A 22,061-nucleotide genomic window follows, 5' to 3' on the forward strand; every position below is an offset into this window, starting at 1 on the left:
ACCGCATCATGAGCGAGACCGAACACGGCTACTCCCCGGATGTCGGAGGCGGCAGCGAGGAGGCCAAGCGGGCGGGCGACCTGGCGTTCCGGCCGGAGGCCGCGGGCGAGCCCGGACCCGGGCGGAAGCCGTCCGCCGAGGAGGAGTCGGGCGTGCCCGTGGGTGAGTCGCTCAGCCGGGGAGGCGAGGAACTCGCCAAGCAGAAGCAGGAGCCCGGCCGCGGCCAGGTGGGCGTGCAGGGCAAGACCGACCGTCCGCACGGCCGCTCCACCCTCGATGACTCCACCGGCATCGCGCCGGAGGGGCCCATCGACGAGGAGAGCCCGCCCCTGCCCGCGGGCGACCAGGGCGGCTAGCCCATCGGCCGGCCCATCGGCTGGACATGGTGGGGGCGGCGCGTCCGGAGCATGAAGAACACGGCAGCGGCGCCGAGTGCGGTGAGCAGGGCGACGCCGCAGAGGGTCACCCGCCACCCGTCGGTGAACGCGGCCTGTTCGTGAGCGGCGACGTCGCCCGCGGCGATTCGTGCCGCCGCGACGGCTGAGCCGGTCCTGGCGCCGATGACGCTGACCAGCACCGCGCCGAACACCGCGATGACCAACGCCTCGGCCGTGCCACGCACGGTGTTGAGGAATCCCGCCGCCACTCCGACGCGGTCGGGTTCGACGACGTTCATGGCCTGGCCGTCGGTGATCCCGAACGACAGTCCCATCCCCATGCCGATCAGCAGCAGCGGGCCGAGCAGCGCGAGCGTCCCGATCCCCGGGTGAAGCACGGTCAGCCAGGCGTTGCCCGCCGCGACCAGGGCCAGCGCCACGGTGATCAGAGCGCGGCCGGACATGCCGCGGGTCACCAGCCAGCCGCCCAGCGGCGGGACGACCAGGACAGGGGCGGTCAGCATGAGCATCATCACGCCCGCCTCGCTCGCCGAGACTCCGTTCACGCCCTGCACGTAGGTGGGCAGGAAGACCAGCACGCCCAGGAAGCCGACCGAGGTCGCCAGGGTCCCCAGGCACCAGCCCATGAACGACACGTTCCCTATCAGCGTCAGGTCCAGGACCGGGCGATCGCTGCGGCGTTCCACCACAGCGAAGGCCACCAGCAGCACGGCTCCCGCCGCCAGCGCGCCGAGCACCGGCGCCGCGCCCCAGCCCTGCTCGGGCCCCCGCATGACGCCGAACATCAGCAGGGCCAGCCCGCCGACGAAGGTGGCGACTCCGGCACGGTCCACGCGCGGGCGCTCGGCGGCCCGCGACTCGGGGGCGTATCTGCTGCCCGCCAGGACCAGCAGGCCGACGCCGACGTTCACGCCGAACGTGCCACGCCAGCCGAACTCGCCGACCAGCCAGCCCGACAGGCTCGGGCCGATCGCGATGCCGACGCCCGCCATGGTGCCCATCCCGGCGAAGGCACGCGTACGCGCCGCGCCCTCGAACGTCGCCGCCAGGATCGCGCCGCCCGCCGCCATCATCCCGGCGGCCCCCACCCCGGCCAGCAGCCGTGCCGCGTTCAGCACCCATATGCCGTCCGCGACCGCGCTGACCAGCGCCGCCACCGTGAACAGCGCCGCACCGAGGGTGAAGACGCGGCGGCGGCCGAAGAGATCGGCCAGCGAGCCGCACACGAGCGTGAACGCCGCGAAGGTCAGGTTGTAGCCGGCGACCACCCACTGCAGAGATCCCGCCGACACGCCCAGGTCGCCCCCGATGCGCGGGACCGCCACCGCGGTGCCCGCGATCGACATGGCCAGCGCCAGGACGCCGAGCAGCACGGTGACGGCGGTCACCGGCGGGCTCACCCGTCCCGCACGTCGTCCGCCGATGCTGATGGTGCTCACAAATTCCTCCCCGATTCGTCGGTGGGCACCATCCTGGAACTTCAAGTTAAATTGAGGTCAAGCTCCTTGGGAGGACGTCGATGGCGAAGCTGAATCCGGCCGATCTGCTGACAGTCGGCGAGGTGTCGCGACGTACGGGGGTCGCCGTCAGCGCCCTGCGCTTCTACGAGGCGCAGGGGCTGATCTTTTCGCGGCGGACGGCGGGCAACCAGCGGCGCTACTCCCGGCACATGATCCGCCGCGTGTCGCTGATCCAGGTGGCGAAGCGGCTTGGCATCCCGCTGCGGGACGTGGCGGAGGTCTTCCGAGACCTCCCCCATGACCGCAAGCCCACCAGGCGGGAGTGGGAACGCATCGCGCGTGCCTGGTCCGCCGACCTGGAGATGCGCCGCGCCGCTCTCGAACGGCTCCAGCGCGAGCTCACCAACTGCATCGGGTGCGGCTGCGTCTCCATGAGTGCCTGCCGGTTGCTCAATCCGTACGACGAGCTGGCGAGCCAGGGCCCCGGCCCGCACCGGCTCGACCCCCTCCCCGCCGAACCCGACTGAGATGACGGTCAAGGGGGGCAGTCGCGGGCCGCGGCGACGGCGGCCTGACCGAGGCTGACGCCGCCGTCGTTCGGGGGGACGCGGTGGTGGGTGAGCACCGTGAAGCCGCGCTCCTCCAGCAGGGTCACGGCCCGGCCGAGCAGCAGCAGGTTCTGGAACACGCCGCCGGACAACGCGACCGTGGACAGGCCGCAGGCCTTCCTGATCAGGGCGCAGCCGTCGGCGACGACGCGGGCCACGGCGTTGTGGAGCCGCGCGGCCACCACGTCGCGCGGCACACCCGCGCGCAGGTCGTCGGCGACCGCGCGGACCAGCTCCACACCCGGCACGGCGAACCGCGTGCCCGCGGGAACGAGGCGGCAGGGATAGGCGTCGTCCACGGCGGGGTCGGCGAGCTGCTCGAACTCGATCGCGGCCTGGCCCTCGTAGGTGATCGCGTCGCGGACGCCCGCGATCGCCGCCGCCGCGTCGAACAGGCGGCCCATGCTGGAGGTGAGGGGCGCGTTCCCGCCCCGGCGGGCCAGCGCGACGACGGCCGCCCACTGCCCGGCGTTGCGCCGTACGACGTCCAGGTCCTCCGGGACGTCCCCGTCGTAGGCGAGATCGAGGTAGGCGGCCGCCATGCGCCAGGGCTGCCGGATCGCGGTCGCGCCCCCGGGCATCGGCACCGGCGCCAGGTGGCCCGCCCGTTCGAAGCCGGCCAGGTCGGCGACGAGGAACTCGCCGCCCCACAACGTGCCGTCCGAGCCGTAGCCGAGGCCGTCGAAGGCCACCCCTGCGACCGGCCCCGCGACGCCGTTGTCGGCCAGGCAGGAGGCGATGTGGGCATGGTGGTGCTGCACGCCGACAAGGTCCGCGTCCTGGTCGAGGGCCCACTTCGTGGACAGATATTCGGGATGCAGGTCGTGGGCGACCACCTCGGGCGTGATGTCGAACAGCCGCCGGAAATGCTCGACGCCCTCGGTGAACGACCGCAGGGTCTCGTAGTTCTCCAGGTCGCCGATGTGGTGGGAGACGAACGCACGGTCGCCCGTGACCAGGCAGAACGTGTGCTTCAGCTCGGCGCCGCAGGCGAGCACGGGCCGGGGGGCCGCCCGGGCGAGCGGCAGCGGGTGCGGCGCGTATCCCCGCGACCGCCTGATCGGCAGGTCGCGGCCCCGGAAGACCCGTACGACCGAGTCGTCCGTACGGATGTGGATGGGGCGGTCGTGGGTCAGGAAGGCGTCGGCGATGCCGCCGAGCCTTTCCAGGGCGTCCTCGTCCCGGTAGGCGATCGGCTCGTCGGACACGTTTCCACTGGTCAGCACGATGGGCCGGCCCAGCGCCCGGAGCAGCAGGTGGTGCAGCGGGGTGTAGGGCAGCAGCACGCCCAGCCACCGGTTGCCCGGCGCGACGGACGGCGCGACGGGTGCGCCGGGCAGGCGCCGCAGCAGCACGACGGGGCGGGCGGGCCCGGTCAGCAGGCGCTCCTCGGCCGGGTCCACCACGCACAGCAGCCGCGCCGCGGCCAGGTCGCCCGCCATCACCGCGAAGGGCTTGTCCTCGCGGTGCTTGCGCGACCGCAGCGCCGCCACCGCCGGTTCGTCCGCCGCGAGCGCCGCCAGGTGGTAGCCGCCGAGTCCCTTGACCGCCAGCACGCCCCCCTTCCGCAGCAGCCGTACGGCCTGCCCGAGTGGGTCGCCGCCCGGGTCGCCGGCGGCACCGGTGAACCGCAGCCTGGGCCCGCAGGCGGGGCAGCACACGGGCTGGGCGTGGAAGCGCCGGTCGGCGGGGTCGTGGTATTCCCGGGCGCAGTCCGCGCACATCCGGAAGCCCGCCATCGTGGTGTTGGCCCGGTCGTAGGGCACGTCGCGGACGATGGTGAAGCGCGGGCCGCAGCCGGTGCAGTTGGTGAAGGCGTAGCCGCACCTGCGGTCGGCCGGGTCGGCCAGGTCGTGCAGGCACGCGTCGCAGGTCGCCACGTCCGGCGAGACGAGCGCGTGCCGGTCCCCACCGGCCGCGCTCGGCGCGATCACGAAGGTCCTGCGACCGGTGACGGGCGCCGGGCCCGTGCTGATCCGCTCGATGACCGCCAGCGGCGGCGGGTCGCCGGTCAGCGCGGCGAGGAACTCCTCGACCAGCGCGCTGCCGCCCTCGACCTCGATGAAGACCCCGCGCTCGTCGTTGCCGACCAGCCCGGCGAGGCCGAGCCGCGTGGCGAGGCCGTACACGAAGGGCCGGAAGCCGACCCCCTGCACGATCCCCTCGACCCGGACGGCGACGGCACGCCTGCTCACCCGCACATTGTCTCAGCCAGGGAGCTCGAGCACGTCGTCGAGGGCGACGACCTCGATCAGGTGGCGCAGGTAGGGGGTGAGGGAGACGATCCGGAAGGCCGTCCCGCGCTCCTCCGCGTCGCTGTAGGCGTTCATCACGACCGCCATGCCCGAGGAGTCGATGAACTTCAGGCCGGCCAGGTCGAGTTCGAGCACGTCCACGCCTTCTGCGAGCGTCTTGGCCACCTCCGCGAACGCGTCGTCCGCGGTGGTGAAGTCGAGCTCGCCGGTCATCACCAGGCGCGCCGCTCCGGGCTCGGGAGTGAGCGACTCGACCTGGAACGGGGGCGTGTCCTGCATCAGAGGCTCGTCTCTGTTCGTTGATTCGCAGGTTGGGTTGATCGGCTACAGCACGTCTGTGCCGCGGTGACGCCCTCGTTCAGCAGCACCCGGGCGCGGGGGCAGTCTGGCAGTACATCATGGAAAACACGCAGCCCGAGCACGACGGACTCCGCGGGCACCTTCCTGGCCGCCAGCACCTGGCAGGTCCACGTGACGAAGTCGGTGAACAGCGCGGCGTCGTGGACGTACATCGCGGCGATCAGGAAGTCGGCGATGTGACCGAGATCCTCGGCGGTGTGCTCCAGTTGCCGGGCGCTGTAGCCGCGCATCGGGGCGTACGCCTCGCTGAGCGTGTCCATGACGCGGGCCAGCAGGTCGGCACGGTGCCGGGTCAGGTACGCGTAATCCTCGCCACCGAGATCGGCCGCGGCGCCGCCGGGGCCGTCGTGGGCGGCGGGGAAGGACGGCAGCCCTGCGGCGAGCCGGTCGGCCGCCGCGTCGGCGGTGGGCGCCCACGCGTCCGCGCCGAGCAGGCAGGCGAAGCGGCCGTCGGCGCCGAACCCGGCTCCACCGGCCAGCACGGGGATGCCCACGGCCTGGCAGGCGGCGATGGTGGCGTGCGCGCGGGGCAGCCGGGTCGGCAGCGTGCAGCCGAGCGCGACCACGTCGGGCCCGGTCTGGTGCAGGTGCGTGATCAGGTGCGGGCCGGGCACGCTGGCGCCCAGGAAGTCGACCTGCCACCCCCGCAGGCGCAGCACCTCCGCCATGATGCGGGTGGGCAGCGCGTGATACTCGCCGTCCGCGCAGGCCACGGCCACCCGCCCGCGGGTCGGCGCAGGCCGGACGCGCCCGCTGACGGCGCCCACGGCGCGCTCGCTGACCGCGGTCGCCGAGTGCTCGCGTGCCACCGACCACTCGTTCGACGCCCACAGCTCGCCCACCCGGCGCTGGCCCACGGCGATGATCCGCAGCAGCACGTCCTCGGCGGGGACACCCTCGTCGATCAGGCCCAGGACCAGGTCGACCGCGCCGTACTCGTCGGCCCGGCCGATCAGGTCCAGATAGCGCCCGGTGGCGGCCTCCAGGTCCGTCGTCACCATGATGTCTCCGTCCGTCCCGTCCCCGCGCGTACGGCGAGCAGGGCGCGGTCGTCCTGCTGCCCGCCGCCCGGACCACCGCCCAGCCACTCGGTGCTGAGCTGCTCCAGCCGCTCCACCAGGGCCTCGACCGGCATTCCCCCGCAGGTCGCCAGCGCCTCCTTCAGCCGTTCCTCGCCGAACATCTCCCGGCCGCTCGGGCCGCCGAACGCCTCGGTGATGCCGTCGCTGTACAGCAGGCACACCTCGCCGGGCGCCAGGTCGAGCGTGCCGGGCCACAGGCTGATCTTCTTCAACGCGCCGAGGATGGAACCTCGGACGGCCACCTCCTCCACCGTGCCGTCCCGGCGCAGGACCAGCGGCGGCGGGTGCCCGGCCACGGCCAGGTCCACCAGCACGTGATCGCCGGGGGCGGTCCGCAGCGCGGCGAGGATCATCGTCACGTAGGAGTTCGGCGACGGGGAGGCGAGCAGCGACCGGTTCAGCAGTTCGAGCAGCCGGTCGGGACGGCTTTCCAGCAGCAGCAGCGTGCGCAGGCTGTGACGGACCTGACCGGCCAGGACCGCCGCGCGGGCGCCCTTGCCGCAAACGTCGCCCAGGATGACCAGCGGCGGCCGCTCCACGATTCCGCCGTCGGGCGCCGCGTCGGGCAGGTAGACGTCGTAGAAGTCGCCGCCGATGGCGCCCGCCTGCTGCGAGGCCCGCAGCCGGCCGGCCAGCCGCATGCCCTCGATCTCCGGCAGGTCGGGCGGCAGCAGGTCGCCGGTCAGGATGGTGTTGATCGTGCTCTGCTCCCGGAACAGGGAGGCCGCGGAGATCGCGGCGCCGGCCCGGGTCGCGAGGTCGCGCGCCATCACCTGGTCGTCGTCGTCGAACGGCGACCGCCCCGCGCGGCGGGCGAGCACGATCGCCCCGGCGGGCACGCCGTTGCCGGGCAGCGGGAGCACCAGCAGGTGGCCCGCCGGGCCGAACCCCTCCGGCAGCAGCCAGTCCGGCACGCCACCCGGGTCCTGCTGGCCCGCGGCGCCGTGCCGCAGGCCCGCCAGCGCGTCGGTCAGTCCGGGCACCTCCGCCGCCGCGGCGGCCGGCAGGGTGCCCTCCTCCTGGCCGTACCGGCCGGAAACGGCGCGCACCCACTCCATCCGGCGGCGGGCAGTGGGCGGCAGCAGCACGATCGCCATGTCGCACAGGAAATCGGCGCCCAGCTCCGTCGCGGCCCGGGCGCACCGGTGCGGGTTGAGCGAGGCGGACAGGCGGCGGCCGGCCTCCAGCAGGAAATCGGTGCGCGGCGCCGCATTCAGGTCGGTGAGGTACCAGGCGAACCGGCCCTCGCCGACCGCCTCCGCGCGAATCCGGATCGCCCGGCCGCCGTGGATCACGGTCCGGCCTTCGGGGGCGGACGGAACGGAGTCGAGCGGCGCGGGCGCGGGCAGGCCCGGCTCGACCCGCGGCACCAGGCGGACCGCCGCCGCGTTGGCCAGCGTCACGACACCGCCCGCGTCGCACAGCACGATGCCCTCGCCGCTGCCTGCGAGCAGTGCCGCCACGAGGTCGGGAGCCGGGTCGGCCGAACCGGTGGCGCCTTTCACCCGTGCGTTCCCGTCATGGCCGCTGTCCCCCGATTCCTGTTCGTCGCTCCAGACTACCTTTGCCCCGAAATCGGCAGAATGACGATCTTGCCGATGACCTGGTCGCTTTCCATGTCCGCGTGCGCCCGGCGGATGTCGTCCAGCGCGTACACCGTGGGCGCGGGCACCTCGATCCGGCCGTCGGCGAGCTTGTCGAGGTAGTCCTGCAGGACCTCGGGCGGCAGGTTCCCGCTCGTCCCGCTGTACCCCGTGAGCCGTACCCCCGTGGGGATGTAGCCGATCGGGTAGAAGTCGCGAACGATCCACTGGTTGGACAGCATTCCGGCGAAGCAGACCGTGCCGTGGACGCGGGTGGCGGCCAGCGTGTCCGGCAGGGTGGGCGTGCCGACGAGTTCGAGCGCGGCGTCCACGCCCTCGGGGACGATCCGGCGCACCTGTTCGGCCACCGTGCCGGTGTCCACGATCGGGTGGTCGACGCCGATCTCCGCCAGCGCGGCCGTACGGTCCTCGCGTCGGGTGGTCGCCAGCACGGTCGCGCCCATCTGCTTGGCCAGCACGGCGGTGACCACGCCGAGGGCCGAGGTGCCGCCGCGGATCAACAGGGACTGGCCGGCCCGCAGGTCGAGGCCGACGGTGAGTGATCCGTAGGCCGTCTGCAGGGTCTCCGGGACCGCCCCCAGCACCTCCCACGGCAGATCGGAGCGGAACGGGATGATCTGGGTGCGCGGCACGACGGTGTACTCGGCGTAGCCCCCGTCGAAGGTGCGGCCCATGCCGCCGAGTATCGCGGCGACCTGCTGCCCGGGGACCAGCTCGCCGGACGGGTCGGCGTCCACCGTGCCCACGCACTCGATGCCGGGCACCCGGGGGAAGGTCACCCCCTCGGCCAGGCCGAGCCGGGTGTGCAGCTCGGACCGGTTGAGCCCGAACGCCCTCACCTTGATCCGCACCCAGCCGGGCGGGGGCTCCGGGACCGGCAGTTCCTCGATGGTGAGGTTCTCCACCGGACCCGGTTCCCGCAGGACAACTGCGCGCATGGTGGCGGTCATCGCGTCTCCTCCGTCAGTCGTGGACGGAGTTCCCCAACGCCGCGGGCCGGGGAGGTGTTCCGGCCCGCGACGTGCAGGGATCAGCGCGCTCAGCCCTTGGCGCAGACGGCGCCGTTGAGCGTGAACTGTGCGGGGACGCCGTTGGTGCCGGTGGTGGACCTGCCGTTCAGGCCGAAGCCGACCGAGCCGCCGGCCGGGATCGCGGCCGTCCACGACTCGTTGGTCACCGTGACCCGCTTGCCGCTCTGCGTCGCCCTGGCGTTCCAGACGCTGTTGATCGTCTGGTCACCCGGGAAGGAGAAGACGAGCGTCCAGCCGTTGATCGCCGCCGCCCCGCCGTTCCTGATCGTGACGTCGGCGTTGAAGCTGCTCCCCCAGTCCGAGAGCCGGTACGTCACCGTGCACGGGGAGGGCGACGGGGAGGCGGACGGGGAGGGGGACGGGCTGGTCGAGGGGCCGGCGCCGTTCTTCGCCACCTGCCGCTGCGAGTGGGCGCGGAAGGCCGCAAGTTCAGGGGCGCCCGCGGAGACGCCGAACTTCCCGTCCACGCTGTGGTCCTGATACCACCAGAACGCGCTGCCGTCGCCGTCGGCCGCCTCGAAGTCGGGGAACAACGCGCTCCACCAGGCGGAGCGGTCGACGTTGTGCACGTTGAACTCGCCCATGAAGAACGGCTTGCCGACGAGGGTGTGCGAGTCGGAGATCCAGGCCCGGATCAGCGCCTTGGTCTGGTCGATGCTCAGGTTCGCCCAGGACTCGGTCGGATAGGGGTGGGCCGAGGTGAAGTCGACGTACGGCGACTGGTGGATGGAGACGAACGGATTGCCCTCGTCACCGCCGAAGCCGTATTTCGTGCCGTGCCCCTCCAGGCCGGTGCCCAGCATGTGGTTGGGGTCGATCTCCTTCACGAAGGCGCCCATCTCGTCTACCCACGCGCGCAGGGTCGTTCCGTTGACGTTCTCCGCGGCGCTCTGGTCCTGGTAGCGGGGCTCGTTCATCAACTCCCAGGCGAAGATCGTCGGGTCGTCCTTGTATTTGATCCCGCTGTAGTGGTTGACGCGGTTGAGCGCGTGGCCGACGTAGTTCTTGTATGAGGTGAAGCAGCCGGGGCACCGCGACTTGTCGAAGAACGCCGCCCGCCCCGGATGGCCGCCGGACAGGCCCTCCCACTGCAGCCGGGTGTCGATGCCGCCGTAGGCCTCCCAGTAGTTCTCGAAGACCGGGATCAGCCGGACGCCGTGCGCCTTGGCCGATTGGATGATGTAGTCGAACTGGGCGAACTCCTGCTCGTTGTAGACGCCCTTGGACTTCTCGAACCCGTGCCAGTCCTCGTGGCTGAACATCCACACCCGCAGGACCGTGACCTTGTCGGCCTGGAGGTTCGCGAAGTGCGCGTCGATCCGCGCCTTGTCCATGTACTGCGTCTCGGTGTCGCCCGAGCCGCTGCCGAACGTGAACAGGTCGTAGGTGTTCGCGCCGGCGAAGTAGAAGGTCCTGCCGTCGAGGCAGAAGTGGATCCCGCAGCGGTAGGCGAAGCCGGCGGGGACTGCGGCCGGGACGGCGGCGGCCCCGGCGCGCCGCGCCGACGCGCCGGTGAGAACCGGCACGAGCGCGAGCAGGGCCGCGGCGATCACGACGATGACGGCGGGCAGACGGCGTAAGCCAGGGGGGTGGTCCTTCACGTGCTTCTCCCTGAATCGGTTGAGCGCCGGAACCAAAAGGTCGTCCGGTTGCCCTTGAGTCAAAAACTTAACCAGTTAAGTTTCAAGACCCAAAGTAGGGGCGGTTGGGAGGCGCGGGCCGGGGGTCAGGACCGGCCCGCGCCGGCTCCTGCTCCGCCCCTATTCGGCCCGGATGTTGTCGATGTGGAAGGTGCCCGGGCTCACCCAGACGAACATGCCGCGCACGTCCTTGAGGTCATCCGTCGTGCAGGACATCGCCGAGGTGAGGTCGATCTCCACCGTCCCCGTGCCGTCCTGGTTCTGCCAGCCCCATGTGGACTGGCACCAGGCCCAGCCGGAGCCGGTCTGCAGCGCGACGCTGGTCGAGGTGCCCGCGGCCCCCGTCTTGATGTCGTACTTCAGCGTGCCCTTGGCCGACAGGTCGACGGGCTCGGGGAAGGCCGCGCCGAACCAGCCGCCGCCGGTCGCGTCCACCCGCAGCCCGTGCGTGCCGTCGGTGGCCCACTCGGCGGACTGGGCGACCGTGCCGGCGTCGCTCTGCCAGTTGCCGGGCGCCCAGCCCTGCACGCCGTCCTCGAAGGAGAACAGCCGGATCGCGGCGCCCGGGTCAGGCTTGACGGTCACCGTGATCGTGGCGGTGCCGGACCACCGCAGCAGACTGTCACGCACCCGGTAGGTCGCCGTGGCCCGGCCGCTGAAGCCCTCCGCGGGGGTGAAGGCGACCTTCCCCGACGCGTCGGCGGTGAAGGTGCCGCCGGTCACCGTCAGGCTCGCCTGACGGCCCGCCGTGGCCGGGTCGAGGTCGAGCGTCTCCGGCCTGATCCTGGCGAAGTACGCGATGTCGTTGGCCGTGGCGTCCACCGTGACCGGCGTGCCGAAGGTGGTGACGGCCGTGTCGTCGTCGGCCACCGGTGGGAAGAGCGGCAGCCTGCCGCGGATCGCCGCCGAGGCGTTGGCGATCGTCGTGCACACCGGGCTGGGACAGTAGACGGTGAAGCCGTCGTAGTCGGGGTAGAGCGTGCCGTCGTCCTGCGTGCCCGCGATCAGCCAGTACAGGAAGCCCGCGCCGCCGCCGGACACGAACGCGTCCGTCCACTCCCGGTAGACGGGGTTGCGCACGGCCTTGCTCAGCAGGCCGAACTCGCCGAGCATCACCGGCTTGCCGATCCTGCGGCCGTCGGCGAGGTGCTTCTTGATCCAGGTCGTGCCCCAGGCGGCGTCCTTGCCCCATCCGTCCGGATAGAGGTGCAGGGACATCAGGTCCATCTTCGGCAGCTTCGCCAGCGCGACGGTGTCCACGCCCTCGCCGCAGTTGTCGGTCCAGTCGGAGCCGCCGGGGTCGGTGCAGTAGAAGCCCTCGTCACCCGCGCCCACCAGGTGCCTGGCGTCCACCGACTTGATGTGCCGGGACATCTCGTCGGCCCAGGCCGTGACGGTGGCCGTGGTGCAGCCGGGCGAGGCCGGGTAGTTGCCCGACCCCTTGCACCGGGGCTCGTTGGCCAGTTCCCACGCCATGATCGTGGGGTCGTCCTTGTAGGCGACGCCGGTCAGCGTGTTGACCCGGTTGAGCAGGTGGCTGATCCAGCCCTTGAACCAGCCCTTGATCGTCGCGTTCGTGTAGAAGTCGTCGTGATACTGGCCCTTGGCCCAGCGGACGTACTGGTCCATGCCGCCATAGGCGTTCCAGTTGTTGACGAACGGAATGACCAGCTTGATCCCGGACTGCCTGGCCTTCCACAGCACGTAGTCGAGGTGCTCCAGGCCGTCCGCCCCGTCGTTGTAGGCGGGTTTGGTGCCGTCCCAGTACTGGAAGTAGACGCCGTCCGCCTTGCCCTGGATGGAGTCGGACCCGTCCTGGTTGCCGATGTCCAGCGACCCCCAGTTGCGGATCACGGACAGGTCGGCGGCCTTCGCGCGGGCGAACACGTCGTCCACCATCGCGTGCGACTTGTACATCAGGTAGTAGTTGTTGGTCCCGGCGAAGCGGAACGGCCTGCCGTCCAGCACGAGGTGGGCGCCCGCGCGTTTGACGAAGCCGGAATCCCCGGTCGCGGCGCTCGCCGTGGCCGGCGCGGCCGTCAGCCCCGCGAGCACGGCGGCGAGCACAGCAGCCGTACGCAGTCCTCTCATCGACGCTCCTTGTGGTCGGGGAGGCCCGGGCCGGTCAGGTGCCCGGGTCGTCGTCCTGCAACAGGACGAGGGCGGCGGCGCCGAAGAGCCCGGCGTCGCGGCCCAGGGAGGTCGGGTCCACCCGCAGGCGCCGCAGGAAGCCGAGCCCGGCGTTCCTCTCGATCGCCTGCCTGAGCGGGTCGAACAGGATCGGCCCCGCCGCGGCCACGCCCCCTCCGATGACGGCGTGGTCGAGGTCGAACAGGGCGGACGCCGTGAGCACGGCGGTGGCCAGCGCGTCGGCGGCGCGCCGGAACGCGAGCGTGGCGGTGGGGTGCCCGGCCCGGGCGTCGGCGGCCAGCGCCCGCGCGTCCTCACCGGCCCAGCCGTTCGCGGCGGCCCACCGCACCATGCTGGGTCCGCTCGCGATCGTCTCGACGCAGCCGACGCCGCCGCAGGGGCACGGCTCGCCGCCGGGATCGACGGTGATGTGACCGATGTGCCCGGCGTTGCCGGTCGGGCCGACGTAGGGCACGCCGTCGAGGACGAAGCCCCCTCCGACGCCGGTGGAGACCACCATGCCGAGCATGGCCCGACTCCGCGCCGCGCCGTCCCCGCTCAGGCCGCGCCACCACTCCCCGAGCGCCATGCACTGGCCGTCGCCCGCGAGCCGTACGGGCCTGCCGGGCAGCACTTCGCCGAGCGCGTCCACCAGCGGGAACTCGCGCCAGGCGGGGATGTTCACCGGGCTGACGGTGCCCCGGCGCGGGTCGAGCGGCCCAGCCGAGCCCACCCCGATCCCGTCGAGGCGGGCGGGCGGCACGCGCTCGGTGATCCGGCCCACGACCTCCGACAGCGTCCGGTCGGCCGAACCCGGGCCGCGCAGCGGCACCTCGGCGCGGACCAGCATCTCGCCGTCGGGCGCGACGGCCGCGGCGGCGAACTTCGTGCCGCCGATGTCCACCGCGAGGACGGTCATCGGCATCCCCAGCCCCTCAACCACATGTCACTTAACCGGATAAGGCCCGGCAAAGGTAGTGGGTGCGCGACCACCACGTCAACGGCCGATCATCGATGTGATCCCTCCGCGACCTCCCACGGTCCCGACCACGGCGAGAAAGCGCAGCCAGGCGCGGGTGACCGGCCCACGACGGGGTACGCCGCGACAGATCGGCCGAACCGGTTCAGCGAGAAAAGTTCACCATGACAGGGGGGTATCCATAATTCCGATGGGTTAGGTAGGGTTAGCGGGTGCATTTCGACTACACCATGGCGATCGGCTCGTTCCTGGTCGCCGTCGTCGTCGGCCTCACCGGGATGGGCGGCGGCGCCCTCATGACGCCCATGCTCGTGACGTTCTTCGGCGTGCCACCCCTCGCCGCCGTCTCCAGCGACCTCGTCGCCGCCGCCGTCATGAAGCCGGTGGGCAGCCTCGTGCACCTGCGCCGGGGAACGGTCAACCTGCGGCTCGTCGCCTGGCTGTGCGCGGGCTCGGTCCCCGCGGCGTTCTGCGGAGTTCTCATCGCCCGCGCGCTGGGCAAGGGCGAGGCCGTGCAGGAGGTGATCCAGAAGGGTCTCGGCGTCGCACTGCTCATCGCGGCGGGGGGCCTGGCCGTACGCGGCTACCTCGCGATGCGCGACCGCGCCGAGGGCCGCACCCCCGAGACCGGCCGCCGCACCGCCGCCCCCGGCGAACCGGCCGCGACCGAGATGCCCTCCGTCACCGTACGGCCGCTGCCGACCGCACTGGTGGGGGCCGTCGGCGGGCTGGTGGTCGGCATCACCTCGGTCGGCTCCGGCTCGCTCATCATCGTGGCCCTGCTGGCGCTCTACCCCGCGTTGAAGGCCAACCAGCTCGTCGGGACCGACCTCGTCCAGGCCGTGCCGCTCGTCATGTCGGCCGCGCTCGGGCACCTGCTGTTCGGCGAGTTCACGCTGTCGGTCACGGTCGCGCTGCTGGCGGGCTCCATCCCCGGCGTCTACCTCGGCTCACGGATCTCCTCGCGCGCCCCCGGCGGGCTGATCCGCCGCGTCCTGGCGTTCGTGCTGCTCGCCTCGGCGCTGAAGATGTTCGGCGTCGGCAACACCCAGACCGTCTGGGTGCTGGTCGCCGTGCTGCTGCTCGCCCCGGCCTTCTGGATGGTCCTGCGTGTGCGGTGCGGCCTGCCCGCGCTTCCCCGGAAGCGGGAGGCTCAGGCCGCCGGGAGGTGACGGCGCAGGAAGTCCATGGCCATCCCCCACGCCGTACGGCCCGCCTCCGGGTTGTGGAACATCGGCGCGAAGAAGTTGTGGAAGGCGTGGCCGGCCTCCTCCTGCACGTGGACCTCCACGTTCGGCCGTCCGGCCGCCGCCTCCTCCACGACCGCCACCCTGTCGCGGGGGATGTAGGGGTCCCGGCCACCGAAGTGGAACTGGATCGGGCAGCGGATGTCGTCCATCAGCCGCGGCGCGTCCGGCACGGCCGAGCCGTAGAAGGACACCACGGCGGACAGGCCGCTCCCGTCGGCGCGGGCCGCGATCGCGTAGGCCAGCGAGCCGCCGAGGCAGAAGCCGAGCGCGCCGGTCCCGCCCGTCACCTCGGGCCGCGCCGCGAGCGCGGCCAGCGCGGCGGCGCAGTCGTCCGCGCCCTTCTCCGGGTCGAAGTCCGCCGACAGCTCCAGTGAGGCGCGCAGCCCCTCCTCGTCGTGCGCGGCCGCCCAGCCGGGCCGCAGCCGCCAGAACAGGTCCGGCACGCCCACGACGTAACCGAGGGCGGCGAGGTCGGCGGCGACGGCCCTGATGTAGTCGCTCACGCCCCAGATCTCCGGGATCAGCAGCAGCCCGGGGCCGCTCCCCCGCTCCGGAATCCACAGGCGCAGGTCGAAGCCGCCGTCCGCGACCGTCACCGTCTGCGTGCGCTCGGGCATCGTTCCTCCCATCCGCGGTGCCGACCGCGATCATCTCACGCGCCGTCAGACCTCCGGCGTACGGCCGGGGGCGGCCATACGGGCGAGGTAGCGGCGGTCCCGCCGGACGGACGATCCCGGAGGCCGCCCGGGCCGGGAGGATCGGGAGACGTGATCAAAGCGATGGCCGCGCTCCTCGCCGCGGCCGCCCTCCTCGCCTCCCTGGAGGGCTGCGCCTCGCCACCCCGCCCGCGCCCGGCCTCCGACTGCGGTCGCGGCGCGAGCCCGCGGGCCGAGGCGCTGACGGTGCCGGACAGCGGGCACGCGCCGGAGAGCGGCGGGAGCACGGCCTCCTGCGTGATCGCGCTGCAGACCGACTTCGTCCGCACCGGGAGGCTGCCCGCCGCGGACTGCCTCGGCGGCATCCCCGCCGTCGCGGTCGAGCGGGGCTAGAGTTCGCGCAGCGCGGGGAGGAGCTCCTTCTCCGACCACTCGAAGAACTCCCGCTGGCGCTCCCGTCCGACCTGCACGAGCGCGAGGTGGGTGAAGCCGGCCTCGGTGTACCGCCGCACGGCCTCGACCACGGCGCCGACGTCCGCCCCGCAGGGCACCTTCTCGGCCACGTCCTCCGGCCGTACGGTCTCCGTCGCGGCGGCGAAGTTCACCGGCGCGGGCAGCTCAGACATGACCTTCCAGCCGGCCACCGACCAGCGCCACAGGCGATGCGCCCGCTCGATCGCGGCGTCCTTGTCGGGGTCGTAGCAGACGGCCAGCTGGCCGTAGACGGGCTTGCCCTCGCCTCCGGACGCGGCGAACTTCTCCACCAGCGACCCGTCCGGGTCGGTCGCCACGAGGCCGTCGCCGAGCTCGGCCGCGATGTCCACCGACTGCTCGCCGGACGCGGCGACCGCGATGGGCACCGGCCGTTCGGGCAGGTCGAACAGCCGGGCCGAGTCGATGTCGAAGTACTCGCCGCGGTAGTTGCGATAACCGCCCTGGAACAGCTCCTTGATGACCTCGATCGCCTCGCGGAACATCTCGTGCCGGGTGTTGACCGGCGGCCAGCCGTGCCCCACCACGTGCTCGTTCAGGTTCTCGCCCGCGCCCACGCCGAGGGTGAACCGGCCGTCGCTGAGCACACCCATCGTGGCCGCCTTCTGCGCCACCACCGCCGGGTGGTAGCGCATGATCGGGCACGTCACGTAGGTCATCAGCGGCAGCCGCTCGGTCGCCTGCGCCACCGCGCCCAGCACCGACCAGGCGTACGGAGAGTGGCCCATCTCCTCGAGCCACGGGAAGTAGTGGTCGGAGATGACCGCGTAGTCGAAGCCCACCCGCTCGGCCGTGACCGCGTCCTCCACCAGCTCCTTCGCGGGTGACTGCTCGGACATGAGTGTGAATCCGATCTCTGCCATACCGCGACCCCTACCCATGTCCGCGCCGGTCAGACGGCGCGGTGATACTGGTCGGGCCGGCGCCCGGGCACACCGAGCTCGCGCGCCGCCAGGTTGGGCCAGTAGGGGTTGCGCAGCAGCTCGCGGCCGAGCATGACCGCGTCGGCCTGCCCGGAGGCCACGATCTCCTCCGCCTGGCGCGGCTCGGTGATGAGGCCGACGGCCGACGTGGGCAGGTCGGTCTCCGCCTTCACCCGGGCCGCGAACGGCACCTGATATCCCGGCTCCACGGGGATCCGGGCCTTCGGCGCGTTGCCGCCCGTCGAGACGTCGAGCAGGTCCACCCCGTGGGCGAGCAGTTCCTTGGCCAGCCGCACCGTGTCGTCGGCCGTCCAGCCCTCGCGGGAGTCCTCGGGGTTCTCGCTCAGCCAGTCGGTGGCCGAGACCCGGAAGAACAGCGGCAGCTCGTCCGGCCACTCGGCCCGTACGGCGTCGACCACCTCCAGGGCGAAGCGGGCGCGGTTGGCGAAGGAGCCGCCGTACGCGTCGGTGCGCCGGTTGCTGAACGGCGACAGGAACTCGTGGATCAGGTAGCCGTGGGCGCCGTGGATCTCCACCACCTTGAAGCCCGCCGCGAGCGCGCGCCGCGCGGCCGCCGCGAAGCCCTCCGCCACCCGCCGGATGTCCGCCTCGCTCAGCTCCTCCGGCACCGGGTGACCCTCGTCGAACGGAACCGGGCTGGGCCCGACCGGCCGCCAGCCGTGGGCCTCTGGGCCGACCGGCGCGCCACCGCGCCAGGGGCGGTCGGTGGACGCCTTGCGCCCGGCGTGGCCGAGCTGGATGCCGGGCACCGCGCCGTGCTCGGCCAGGAACCGGGTGATGCGGCCGAACTGCGCTTCTTGGCGCTCGTTCCACAGCCCGAGGTCGGCGGGGCTGATCCGGCCCTCGGGGGACACGGCGGTGGCCTCGACCACGATCAGACCGGCCCCGCCCACCGCCCGGGAGCCGAGATGGGTGAGATGCCAGTCGGTGGGCACGCCCTGCTCGGGCCCCTCCACGGCCGCGCTGTACTGGCACATCGGCGCCATCCAGACGCGGTTGGGGATGGTCAGGCTCCGCAGGGTCAGGGGCTCGAACAACGCGCTCACGCCGCGCTCCTCTCATCGGGACCCTTGTACGATAGCTATCGTAGTACGGCATCTGTCAAACTACGAAGACCTTCGTACAAAGGGAGGCCCGATGGCCCCGCAATCCCGGACGCTCGACCATCCGGACCGGTCCGAGATCCGGCTGGAGGACGTGCTGCACGCGCTGTCCGACCCCGTACGCCTCCAGGTGGTGCGCTTCCTGGCCGACGGCGGCGAATCCTCCTGCTCGGCGATCGACCTCGCGGTCAGCAAGTCGACGACCACTCACCACTTCCGGGTGCTTCGCGAGGCGGGCGTGATCAGGCAGGTCTACCGGGGGACCGCGAAGATGAGCTCCCTGCGCCGTGAGGATCTCGACGCCCTCTTCCCCGGCCTGCTCGACACGGTGGTCACGGCGTACGACGCCCAGCAGGCCAGGACTGTGACCGTTTAAACGAACTTGACCAGTCACATCCCTTTGCCGTACCTTTGTAACTGCCAAAGAAATTTAAGACAGTTACAACGGCGACCTGGACGGTAATGATGTTCTACGACTACTCCCTGGCCACCGAGCGCGTCACCGAGTTGCACCGCGAGGCCGACAACGCACGCGTCGCCAGCCGCCTGGTCGCGGCCCGGCGCTGGTCGCGTCTCGCGTCCTGGGCGCAGCGTCAGGCTCGCAGGGCGAGCCACGACCTGGGCTGACGGCCGTCACCGCGTCGGTCCGGAAGGGAAGGGCCGATGCGTACGACACGCGACATCCGCACGACGGTGGTGAAGCCGGTCATCGCCGCCCTCATGGAGGACGCGGGCACCGGCCTCGACTACGGCACCAGGCCCGACCGCCTGCCGGGGCTGCTCACCCCCCTAGACCGTTTCTTCGTCCGCAACCACGCCCCGACTCCCCGTCTCGACGCGAGAACCTGGACGCTGCGCGTCGAGGGCGGCGGTGTGCGCCGCACCGTCCGCTATACCTACGACGACCTGTGGCGCCGGTTCCCGCTCGTGTCCGTCGTCCGGACCCTGGAGTGCGCGGGCAACCGGCGCGCCCTCTTCGGCGCCGAGCACGGGCACCGCTTCGGCGGGGTGCAGTGGGGCCGCGGCGCGATCGGCACCGCCGAGTGGACCGGGATCCCGCTGCGCGACCTGCTCGAACCCGCGGGCCTGACGGACGCCGCCGTCGAGGTCATGCCGGAAGGCCTCGACGAGGCGCGCGGGCGCCGCCCGATGCCCCTCGCCAAGGCCCTGGCCCCCGACACCCTGCTCGCGCTCGCCATGAACGGCGAGATCCTGCCGCCCGACCACGGCTTCCCCGCCCGCGTGGTGGTCTCCGGCTGGCTCGGCGCCGCGAGCGTCAAGTGGGTGGGCCGGATCGAGGTGTCCGACCGGCCGCTGCGCGCGCCGTGGAACACCGAGGACTACGTGATCGTCGCCCCCGGCCATCCGGCCGTGCCGATCACCTCCACGCCGGTCGCGAGCCTGGTCGAACTGCCCTGGCCCGCACGACTGCATCCCGGCCCGCAGACGATCCGCGGCCGGGCGTACGCCGGAGAGGACCGCGTGGCCGCCGTCGACTACCGGATCGACGACGGCCCCTGGCGGCCGGCCGCACTCGACGGGCCGGACCTCGCGGGCGTCTGGACCCGCTGGCGGTTCCCCTGGGATCCCACCCCCGGCGCGCACGTCGTGCGGGTGCGGGCCACCGACGAACACGGCCGCTCCCAGCCCGAGGCCACCCCCTGGAACAACCTCGGTTACTGCCACAACTCGGTGCTCCCCCACCCTGTGCTCGTGGCTTAGGGCTCCTGACTTAGGGGACGAGCACCACCTTGCCCGTGGTCGCGCGAGTCTCCAGCGCGGCGTGCGCGGCGGCGGCCTCCTTGAGCGGGAAGCTCTGCACCAGCGGGACCAGCGCCCCCGACCCCGCGGCCGCCAGCGCCCGCTCCTCCAGGCCCCGCAGGCCGCCCGGCCGCTTCAGCACCCGGGGGCCGACCGCCACCGCCGCGGTGATTCCGCGCGCGTACAGGTCCTCCGTGGTCAGCGCGGTCGGGCCGCCCTCGGCGTCCGCCCAGCCGAACAGCACGATCCTGCCGCCGACGCCGAGCAACTCCAGGGTCGTGCGCCCGAGGTCCCCGCCGACGCCGTCGAGCGCCAGCGTGACCTCCCGGTCGCCGAGCAGCGCCCTCACCTCGTCGGGCCAGCCGGGAGCGGCGTAGTCCACGGCGTGGTGCGCGCCCAGCGCCAGCACCCGGCTCACCTTGGCCGCGCCGCCGGCGAGCCCGACGACCGTGGCCCCGGCCCGCACCGCCGCCTGCACCAGCAGGTTGCCGATGCCTCCCGCCGCCGCCGTCACCACGACGACGTCGTCCGCCCGGATCTCCGCGACGTCGAGGATCCCCATGGTGGTCCGGCCGGTGCCGATCATCGCCACCGCCTCGCCGTACCCCAGGCCGTCCGGGATCTCGTGGATCGCCGAGGCGTCCCGTACGGCCAGCTCGGCGTAGCCGCCGGGAACCATGCCGAGGTGGGTCACCACCCGCCTGCCGACCAGTCCGGGATCGACTCCGGGGCCGACGGCGTCGACGACCCCGGCGACCTCCCGGCCGGGAATCGTGGGCAGATCGGGGACGGGGATCGGGCCGCCGGCGTACTTCCCCGCCCGCAGCGTGGTGTCGACCAGGTGCACCCCCGCCGCCCGTACGGCCACGCGGACCTGGCCGGGCCCCGGCTCGGGATCCTCGACCTCCTCGTAGACGAGATTCTCGGCGGGACCAAAGGCGTGCAGTCGTATGGCGTACATGCGTCCCGTTATAGATCTCCGAGACACGCCCCCACATCGGGCGATGGTCCTAGGTCGCATGTAGGCCGATAGATGGAGTCACAGAGTTATGGCGTTCTTCGTTGGGTTTTTCCTCGGCGGCCCTTATGCTCGCACCAAGTCCTCTTTACTACCGCGAGTGAGGAGATGTTGCGTGGCTGATGACGCGCCGCCACCCGGTATCGACGCGCGCGTCCCCAATCCCGCGCGCATGTACAACTACTTTCTCGGCGGAAAGGACAACTTCGCGGCCGACCGGGAAGCCGCGGAGAAAGTGCTGAAGGTCGCGCCCGAGGCCCCCGCGCTCGCCCGCCGCAACCGCGCCTTCCTGCGCCGGGCCGTACGCCATCTGGTGGCCGAGGCCGGGATCCGGCAGTTCGTGGACATCGGCACCGGACTGCCGACCGAGGGCAGCGTCCACGAGGTGGCGCACGAGATGGACCCCGGCGTCCGGGTGGCGTACGTGGACAACGACCCTGTCGTGCTCGCGCACTCCCGGGCCCTGCTGTCGGGCACCGCCGCCACCGCCGTCACCGTGCAGGGGGACCTGCGGCGTCCCGAGGAGATCCTGGCCGATCCGGAGCTCCTGTCGCTGATCGATCTTTCGGAGCCGGTCGCCATCCTGCTCGTGGCCGTGCTGCACTTCCTCACCGACGACGACAAGCCGGCCGAGCTCGTGGCCCGTCTCAGGGAGTCCGTGGCCCCCGGAAGCCACCTCGTGCTGTCCCACGTCACCGACGAGGAACGGGCCGGTGACGCCCGCGAGGGGGCGGCCGTCTACCGGCAGGCCAGCACCGGCGTCACGCTGCGGAGCCGCGAGCAGATCCACGAGCTGTTCGACGGCTTCCATCTCATCGAACCGGGCCTCGTCCCGCTCGACGACTGGCGGCCCGACGACGAGAACCTGCTCGCCCGGCAGGCCCGCCGCCACCTGCCCACGTGGTTCCTCTGCGGGGTCGGACACGCACCCTGAAAAGGGCGTGAATATTGTGTTACGTCCTGCGTGTACTTGTTTCTTCCTTTAGGGGCGATACGCCAGGCTATGCGGCATGCTCAAGCGCACCAGGTTGTTCGGGCAGAAGACCCGAGTCACCTTCACCCTGCCCGTTGACGAGCCCTCGGGGACGGTCAGCGTGGTGGGCGACTTCAACGACTGGCTGCCCGGCCGCCACGAACTGCTGCGGCGCAGGAACGGCACCCGCACCGTTTCGGTGATCCTCCCGCCCGGCGCGCACCGGTTCCGCTACCTCGCGACGGGCGGCGTGTGGTTCGACGACGACAGTGCCGACCAGGTGGACGACCAGGGCAGCGTGCTGCATATCTGACTGT

The 22,061-nt window shown here is 72.3% G+C and carries 22 protein-coding genes; 9 read left to right on the forward strand and 13 right to left on the reverse strand.

All coding sequences use genetic code 11. The features are described 5' to 3' along the window. The first annotated feature begins 8 nt into the window (after positions 1-8). A complete protein-coding gene (locus tag IL992_RS23780) occupies positions 9-356 on the forward strand; it encodes a hypothetical protein (RefSeq protein ID WP_193205595.1) in 348 nt (115 codons plus the stop codon). On the opposite strand, the gene IL992_RS23785 is transcribed toward IL992_RS23780, so the two are convergent. Further along, positions 353-1,837: an MFS transporter gene (locus IL992_RS23785; protein WP_319018776.1), complete on the reverse strand. Its 1,485-nt coding sequence runs from the start codon at positions 1,835-1,837 to the stop codon at positions 353-355. The genes IL992_RS23780 and IL992_RS23785 overlap by 4 nt on opposite strands. 80 nt (positions 1,838-1,917) lie before the next feature. Here IL992_RS23785 and soxR point away from each other — a divergent pair, with 80 nt between their 5' ends. After that, positions 1,918-2,385: a redox-sensitive transcriptional activator SoxR gene (gene soxR / locus IL992_RS23790; RefSeq protein ID WP_193205596.1), complete on the forward strand. Its 468-nt coding sequence runs from the start codon at positions 1,918-1,920 to the stop codon at positions 2,383-2,385. An 8-nt stretch (positions 2,386-2,393) separates the two neighbouring features. Here soxR and hypF read toward each other — a convergent pair whose 3' ends face one another. The 8 genes from hypF to IL992_RS23830 all read right to left on the reverse strand — a co-directional run bounded on the left by hypF (position 2,394) and on the right by IL992_RS23830 (position 13,493). Further along, on the reverse strand, positions 2,394-4,661 hold the full coding sequence (hypF, locus tag IL992_RS23795; RefSeq protein WP_193205597.1) for a carbamoyltransferase HypF: 2,268 nt from the start codon (positions 4,659-4,661) through the stop codon (positions 2,394-2,396). Between the two features lie 12 nt (positions 4,662-4,673). Continuing rightward, positions 4,674-5,000, reverse strand: a complete 327-nt coding sequence (locus tag IL992_RS23800) for an STAS domain-containing protein (protein WP_193205598.1) — start codon at positions 4,998-5,000, stop codon at positions 4,674-4,676. After that, positions 5,000-6,082: a cobalamin B12-binding domain-containing protein gene (locus IL992_RS23805; protein WP_193205599.1), complete on the reverse strand. Its 1,083-nt coding sequence runs from the start codon at positions 6,080-6,082 to the stop codon at positions 5,000-5,002. The genes IL992_RS23800 and IL992_RS23805 overlap by 1 nt, the downstream gene beginning before the upstream one ends. After that, positions 6,076-7,668 (reverse strand): PP2C family protein-serine/threonine phosphatase, encoded by a 1,593-nt coding sequence (locus IL992_RS48490; RefSeq protein WP_193205600.1) that lies wholly within the window; start codon positions 7,666-7,668, stop codon positions 6,076-6,078. Before IL992_RS48490 ends, IL992_RS23805 begins: the two co-directional genes overlap by 7 nt. A 53-nt stretch (positions 7,669-7,721) precedes the next feature. After that, a complete protein-coding gene (locus IL992_RS23815; protein ID WP_226873668.1) occupies positions 7,722-8,717 on the reverse strand; it encodes a zinc-binding dehydrogenase in 996 nt (331 codons plus the stop codon). A gap of 89 nt (positions 8,718-8,806) precedes the next feature. Then, entirely contained in the window at positions 8,807-10,399 is a 1,593-nt protein-coding gene (locus IL992_RS46435) for a cellulose binding domain-containing protein (RefSeq protein ID WP_319018777.1), read from the reverse strand. Between the two features lie 159 nt (positions 10,400-10,558). Then, a complete protein-coding gene (locus IL992_RS23825; RefSeq protein WP_193205601.1) occupies positions 10,559-12,529 on the reverse strand; it encodes a cellulase family glycosylhydrolase in 1,971 nt (656 codons plus the stop codon). A gap of 34 nt (positions 12,530-12,563) precedes the next feature. Next, positions 12,564-13,493, reverse strand: a complete 930-nt coding sequence (locus tag IL992_RS23830) for an ROK family protein (protein ID WP_319018778.1) — start codon at positions 13,491-13,493, stop codon at positions 12,564-12,566. A 266-nt stretch (positions 13,494-13,759) separates the two neighbouring features. On the opposite strand from IL992_RS23830, the gene IL992_RS23835 reads away from it, so the two are divergent. After that, positions 13,760-14,719, forward strand: a complete 960-nt coding sequence (locus IL992_RS23835; protein ID WP_319018779.1) for a sulfite exporter TauE/SafE family protein — start codon at positions 13,760-13,762, stop codon at positions 14,717-14,719. Here the strand turns inward: IL992_RS23835 and IL992_RS23840 are convergent. After that, positions 14,701-15,414 carry a dienelactone hydrolase family protein gene (locus tag IL992_RS23840; protein WP_193205602.1) on the reverse strand — a complete coding sequence of 238 codons (714 nt, stop codon included), beginning with the start codon at positions 15,412-15,414 and terminating at the stop codon, positions 14,701-14,703. The two genes, IL992_RS23835 and IL992_RS23840, sit on opposite strands and share 19 nt — an antisense overlap. A 150-nt stretch (positions 15,415-15,564) precedes the next feature. Here IL992_RS23840 and IL992_RS23845 point away from each other — a divergent pair, with 150 nt between their 5' ends. Then, positions 15,565-15,846, forward strand: coding sequence for a hypothetical protein (locus IL992_RS23845; protein WP_193205603.1), 282 nt, complete (start codon positions 15,565-15,567; stop codon positions 15,844-15,846). On the opposite strand, the gene IL992_RS23850 is transcribed toward IL992_RS23845, so the two are convergent. Together IL992_RS23850 and IL992_RS23855 are read right to left on the reverse strand one after the other, a co-directional pair. Next, positions 15,843-16,808, reverse strand: a complete 966-nt coding sequence (locus IL992_RS23850) for an LLM class F420-dependent oxidoreductase (protein WP_193205604.1) — start codon at positions 16,806-16,808, stop codon at positions 15,843-15,845. The two genes, IL992_RS23845 and IL992_RS23850, sit on opposite strands and share 4 nt — an antisense overlap. A 29-nt stretch (positions 16,809-16,837) precedes the next feature. After that, on the reverse strand, positions 16,838-17,935 hold the full coding sequence (locus tag IL992_RS23855) for an NADH:flavin oxidoreductase/NADH oxidase (protein ID WP_193205605.1): 1,098 nt from the start codon (positions 17,933-17,935) through the stop codon (positions 16,838-16,840). Between the two features lie 91 nt (positions 17,936-18,026). On the opposite strand from IL992_RS23855, the gene IL992_RS23860 reads away from it, so the two are divergent. From IL992_RS23860 to IL992_RS23870, 3 genes are all read left to right on the forward strand, one after another. Further along, a complete protein-coding gene (locus IL992_RS23860; protein ID WP_193205606.1) occupies positions 18,027-18,368 on the forward strand; it encodes an ArsR/SmtB family transcription factor in 342 nt (113 codons plus the stop codon). Between the two features lie 86 nt (positions 18,369-18,454). Next, positions 18,455-18,619, forward strand: a complete 165-nt coding sequence (locus tag IL992_RS23865; RefSeq protein WP_193205607.1) for a hypothetical protein — start codon at positions 18,455-18,457, stop codon at positions 18,617-18,619. Between the two features lie 36 nt (positions 18,620-18,655). Continuing rightward, positions 18,656-19,714, forward strand: a complete 1,059-nt coding sequence (locus IL992_RS23870) for a sulfite oxidase (protein WP_193205608.1) — start codon at positions 18,656-18,658, stop codon at positions 19,712-19,714. 10 nt (positions 19,715-19,724) lie between these two features. Here IL992_RS23870 and IL992_RS23875 read toward each other — a convergent pair whose 3' ends face one another. Beyond that, entirely contained in the window at positions 19,725-20,714 is a 990-nt protein-coding gene (locus tag IL992_RS23875; protein ID WP_193205609.1) for a zinc-binding dehydrogenase, read from the reverse strand. 172 nt (positions 20,715-20,886) lie between these two features. On the opposite strand from IL992_RS23875, the gene IL992_RS23880 reads away from it, so the two are divergent. Both IL992_RS23880 and IL992_RS23885 read left to right on the forward strand, forming a co-directional pair. Then, on the forward strand, positions 20,887-21,705 hold the full coding sequence (locus IL992_RS23880) for an SAM-dependent methyltransferase (RefSeq protein ID WP_319018780.1): 819 nt from the start codon (positions 20,887-20,889) through the stop codon (positions 21,703-21,705). A 76-nt stretch (positions 21,706-21,781) separates the two neighbouring features. Beyond that, a complete protein-coding gene (locus IL992_RS23885; RefSeq protein ID WP_193205611.1) occupies positions 21,782-22,057 on the forward strand; it encodes an isoamylase early set domain-containing protein in 276 nt (91 codons plus the stop codon). Positions 22,058-22,061 lie beyond the last annotated feature (4 nt).

Source organism: Microbispora sitophila (assembly GCF_014892245.1).
In the GTDB taxonomy this organism is placed as follows: Bacteria; Actinomycetota; Actinomycetes; order Streptosporangiales; family Streptosporangiaceae; genus Microbispora; species Microbispora siamensis.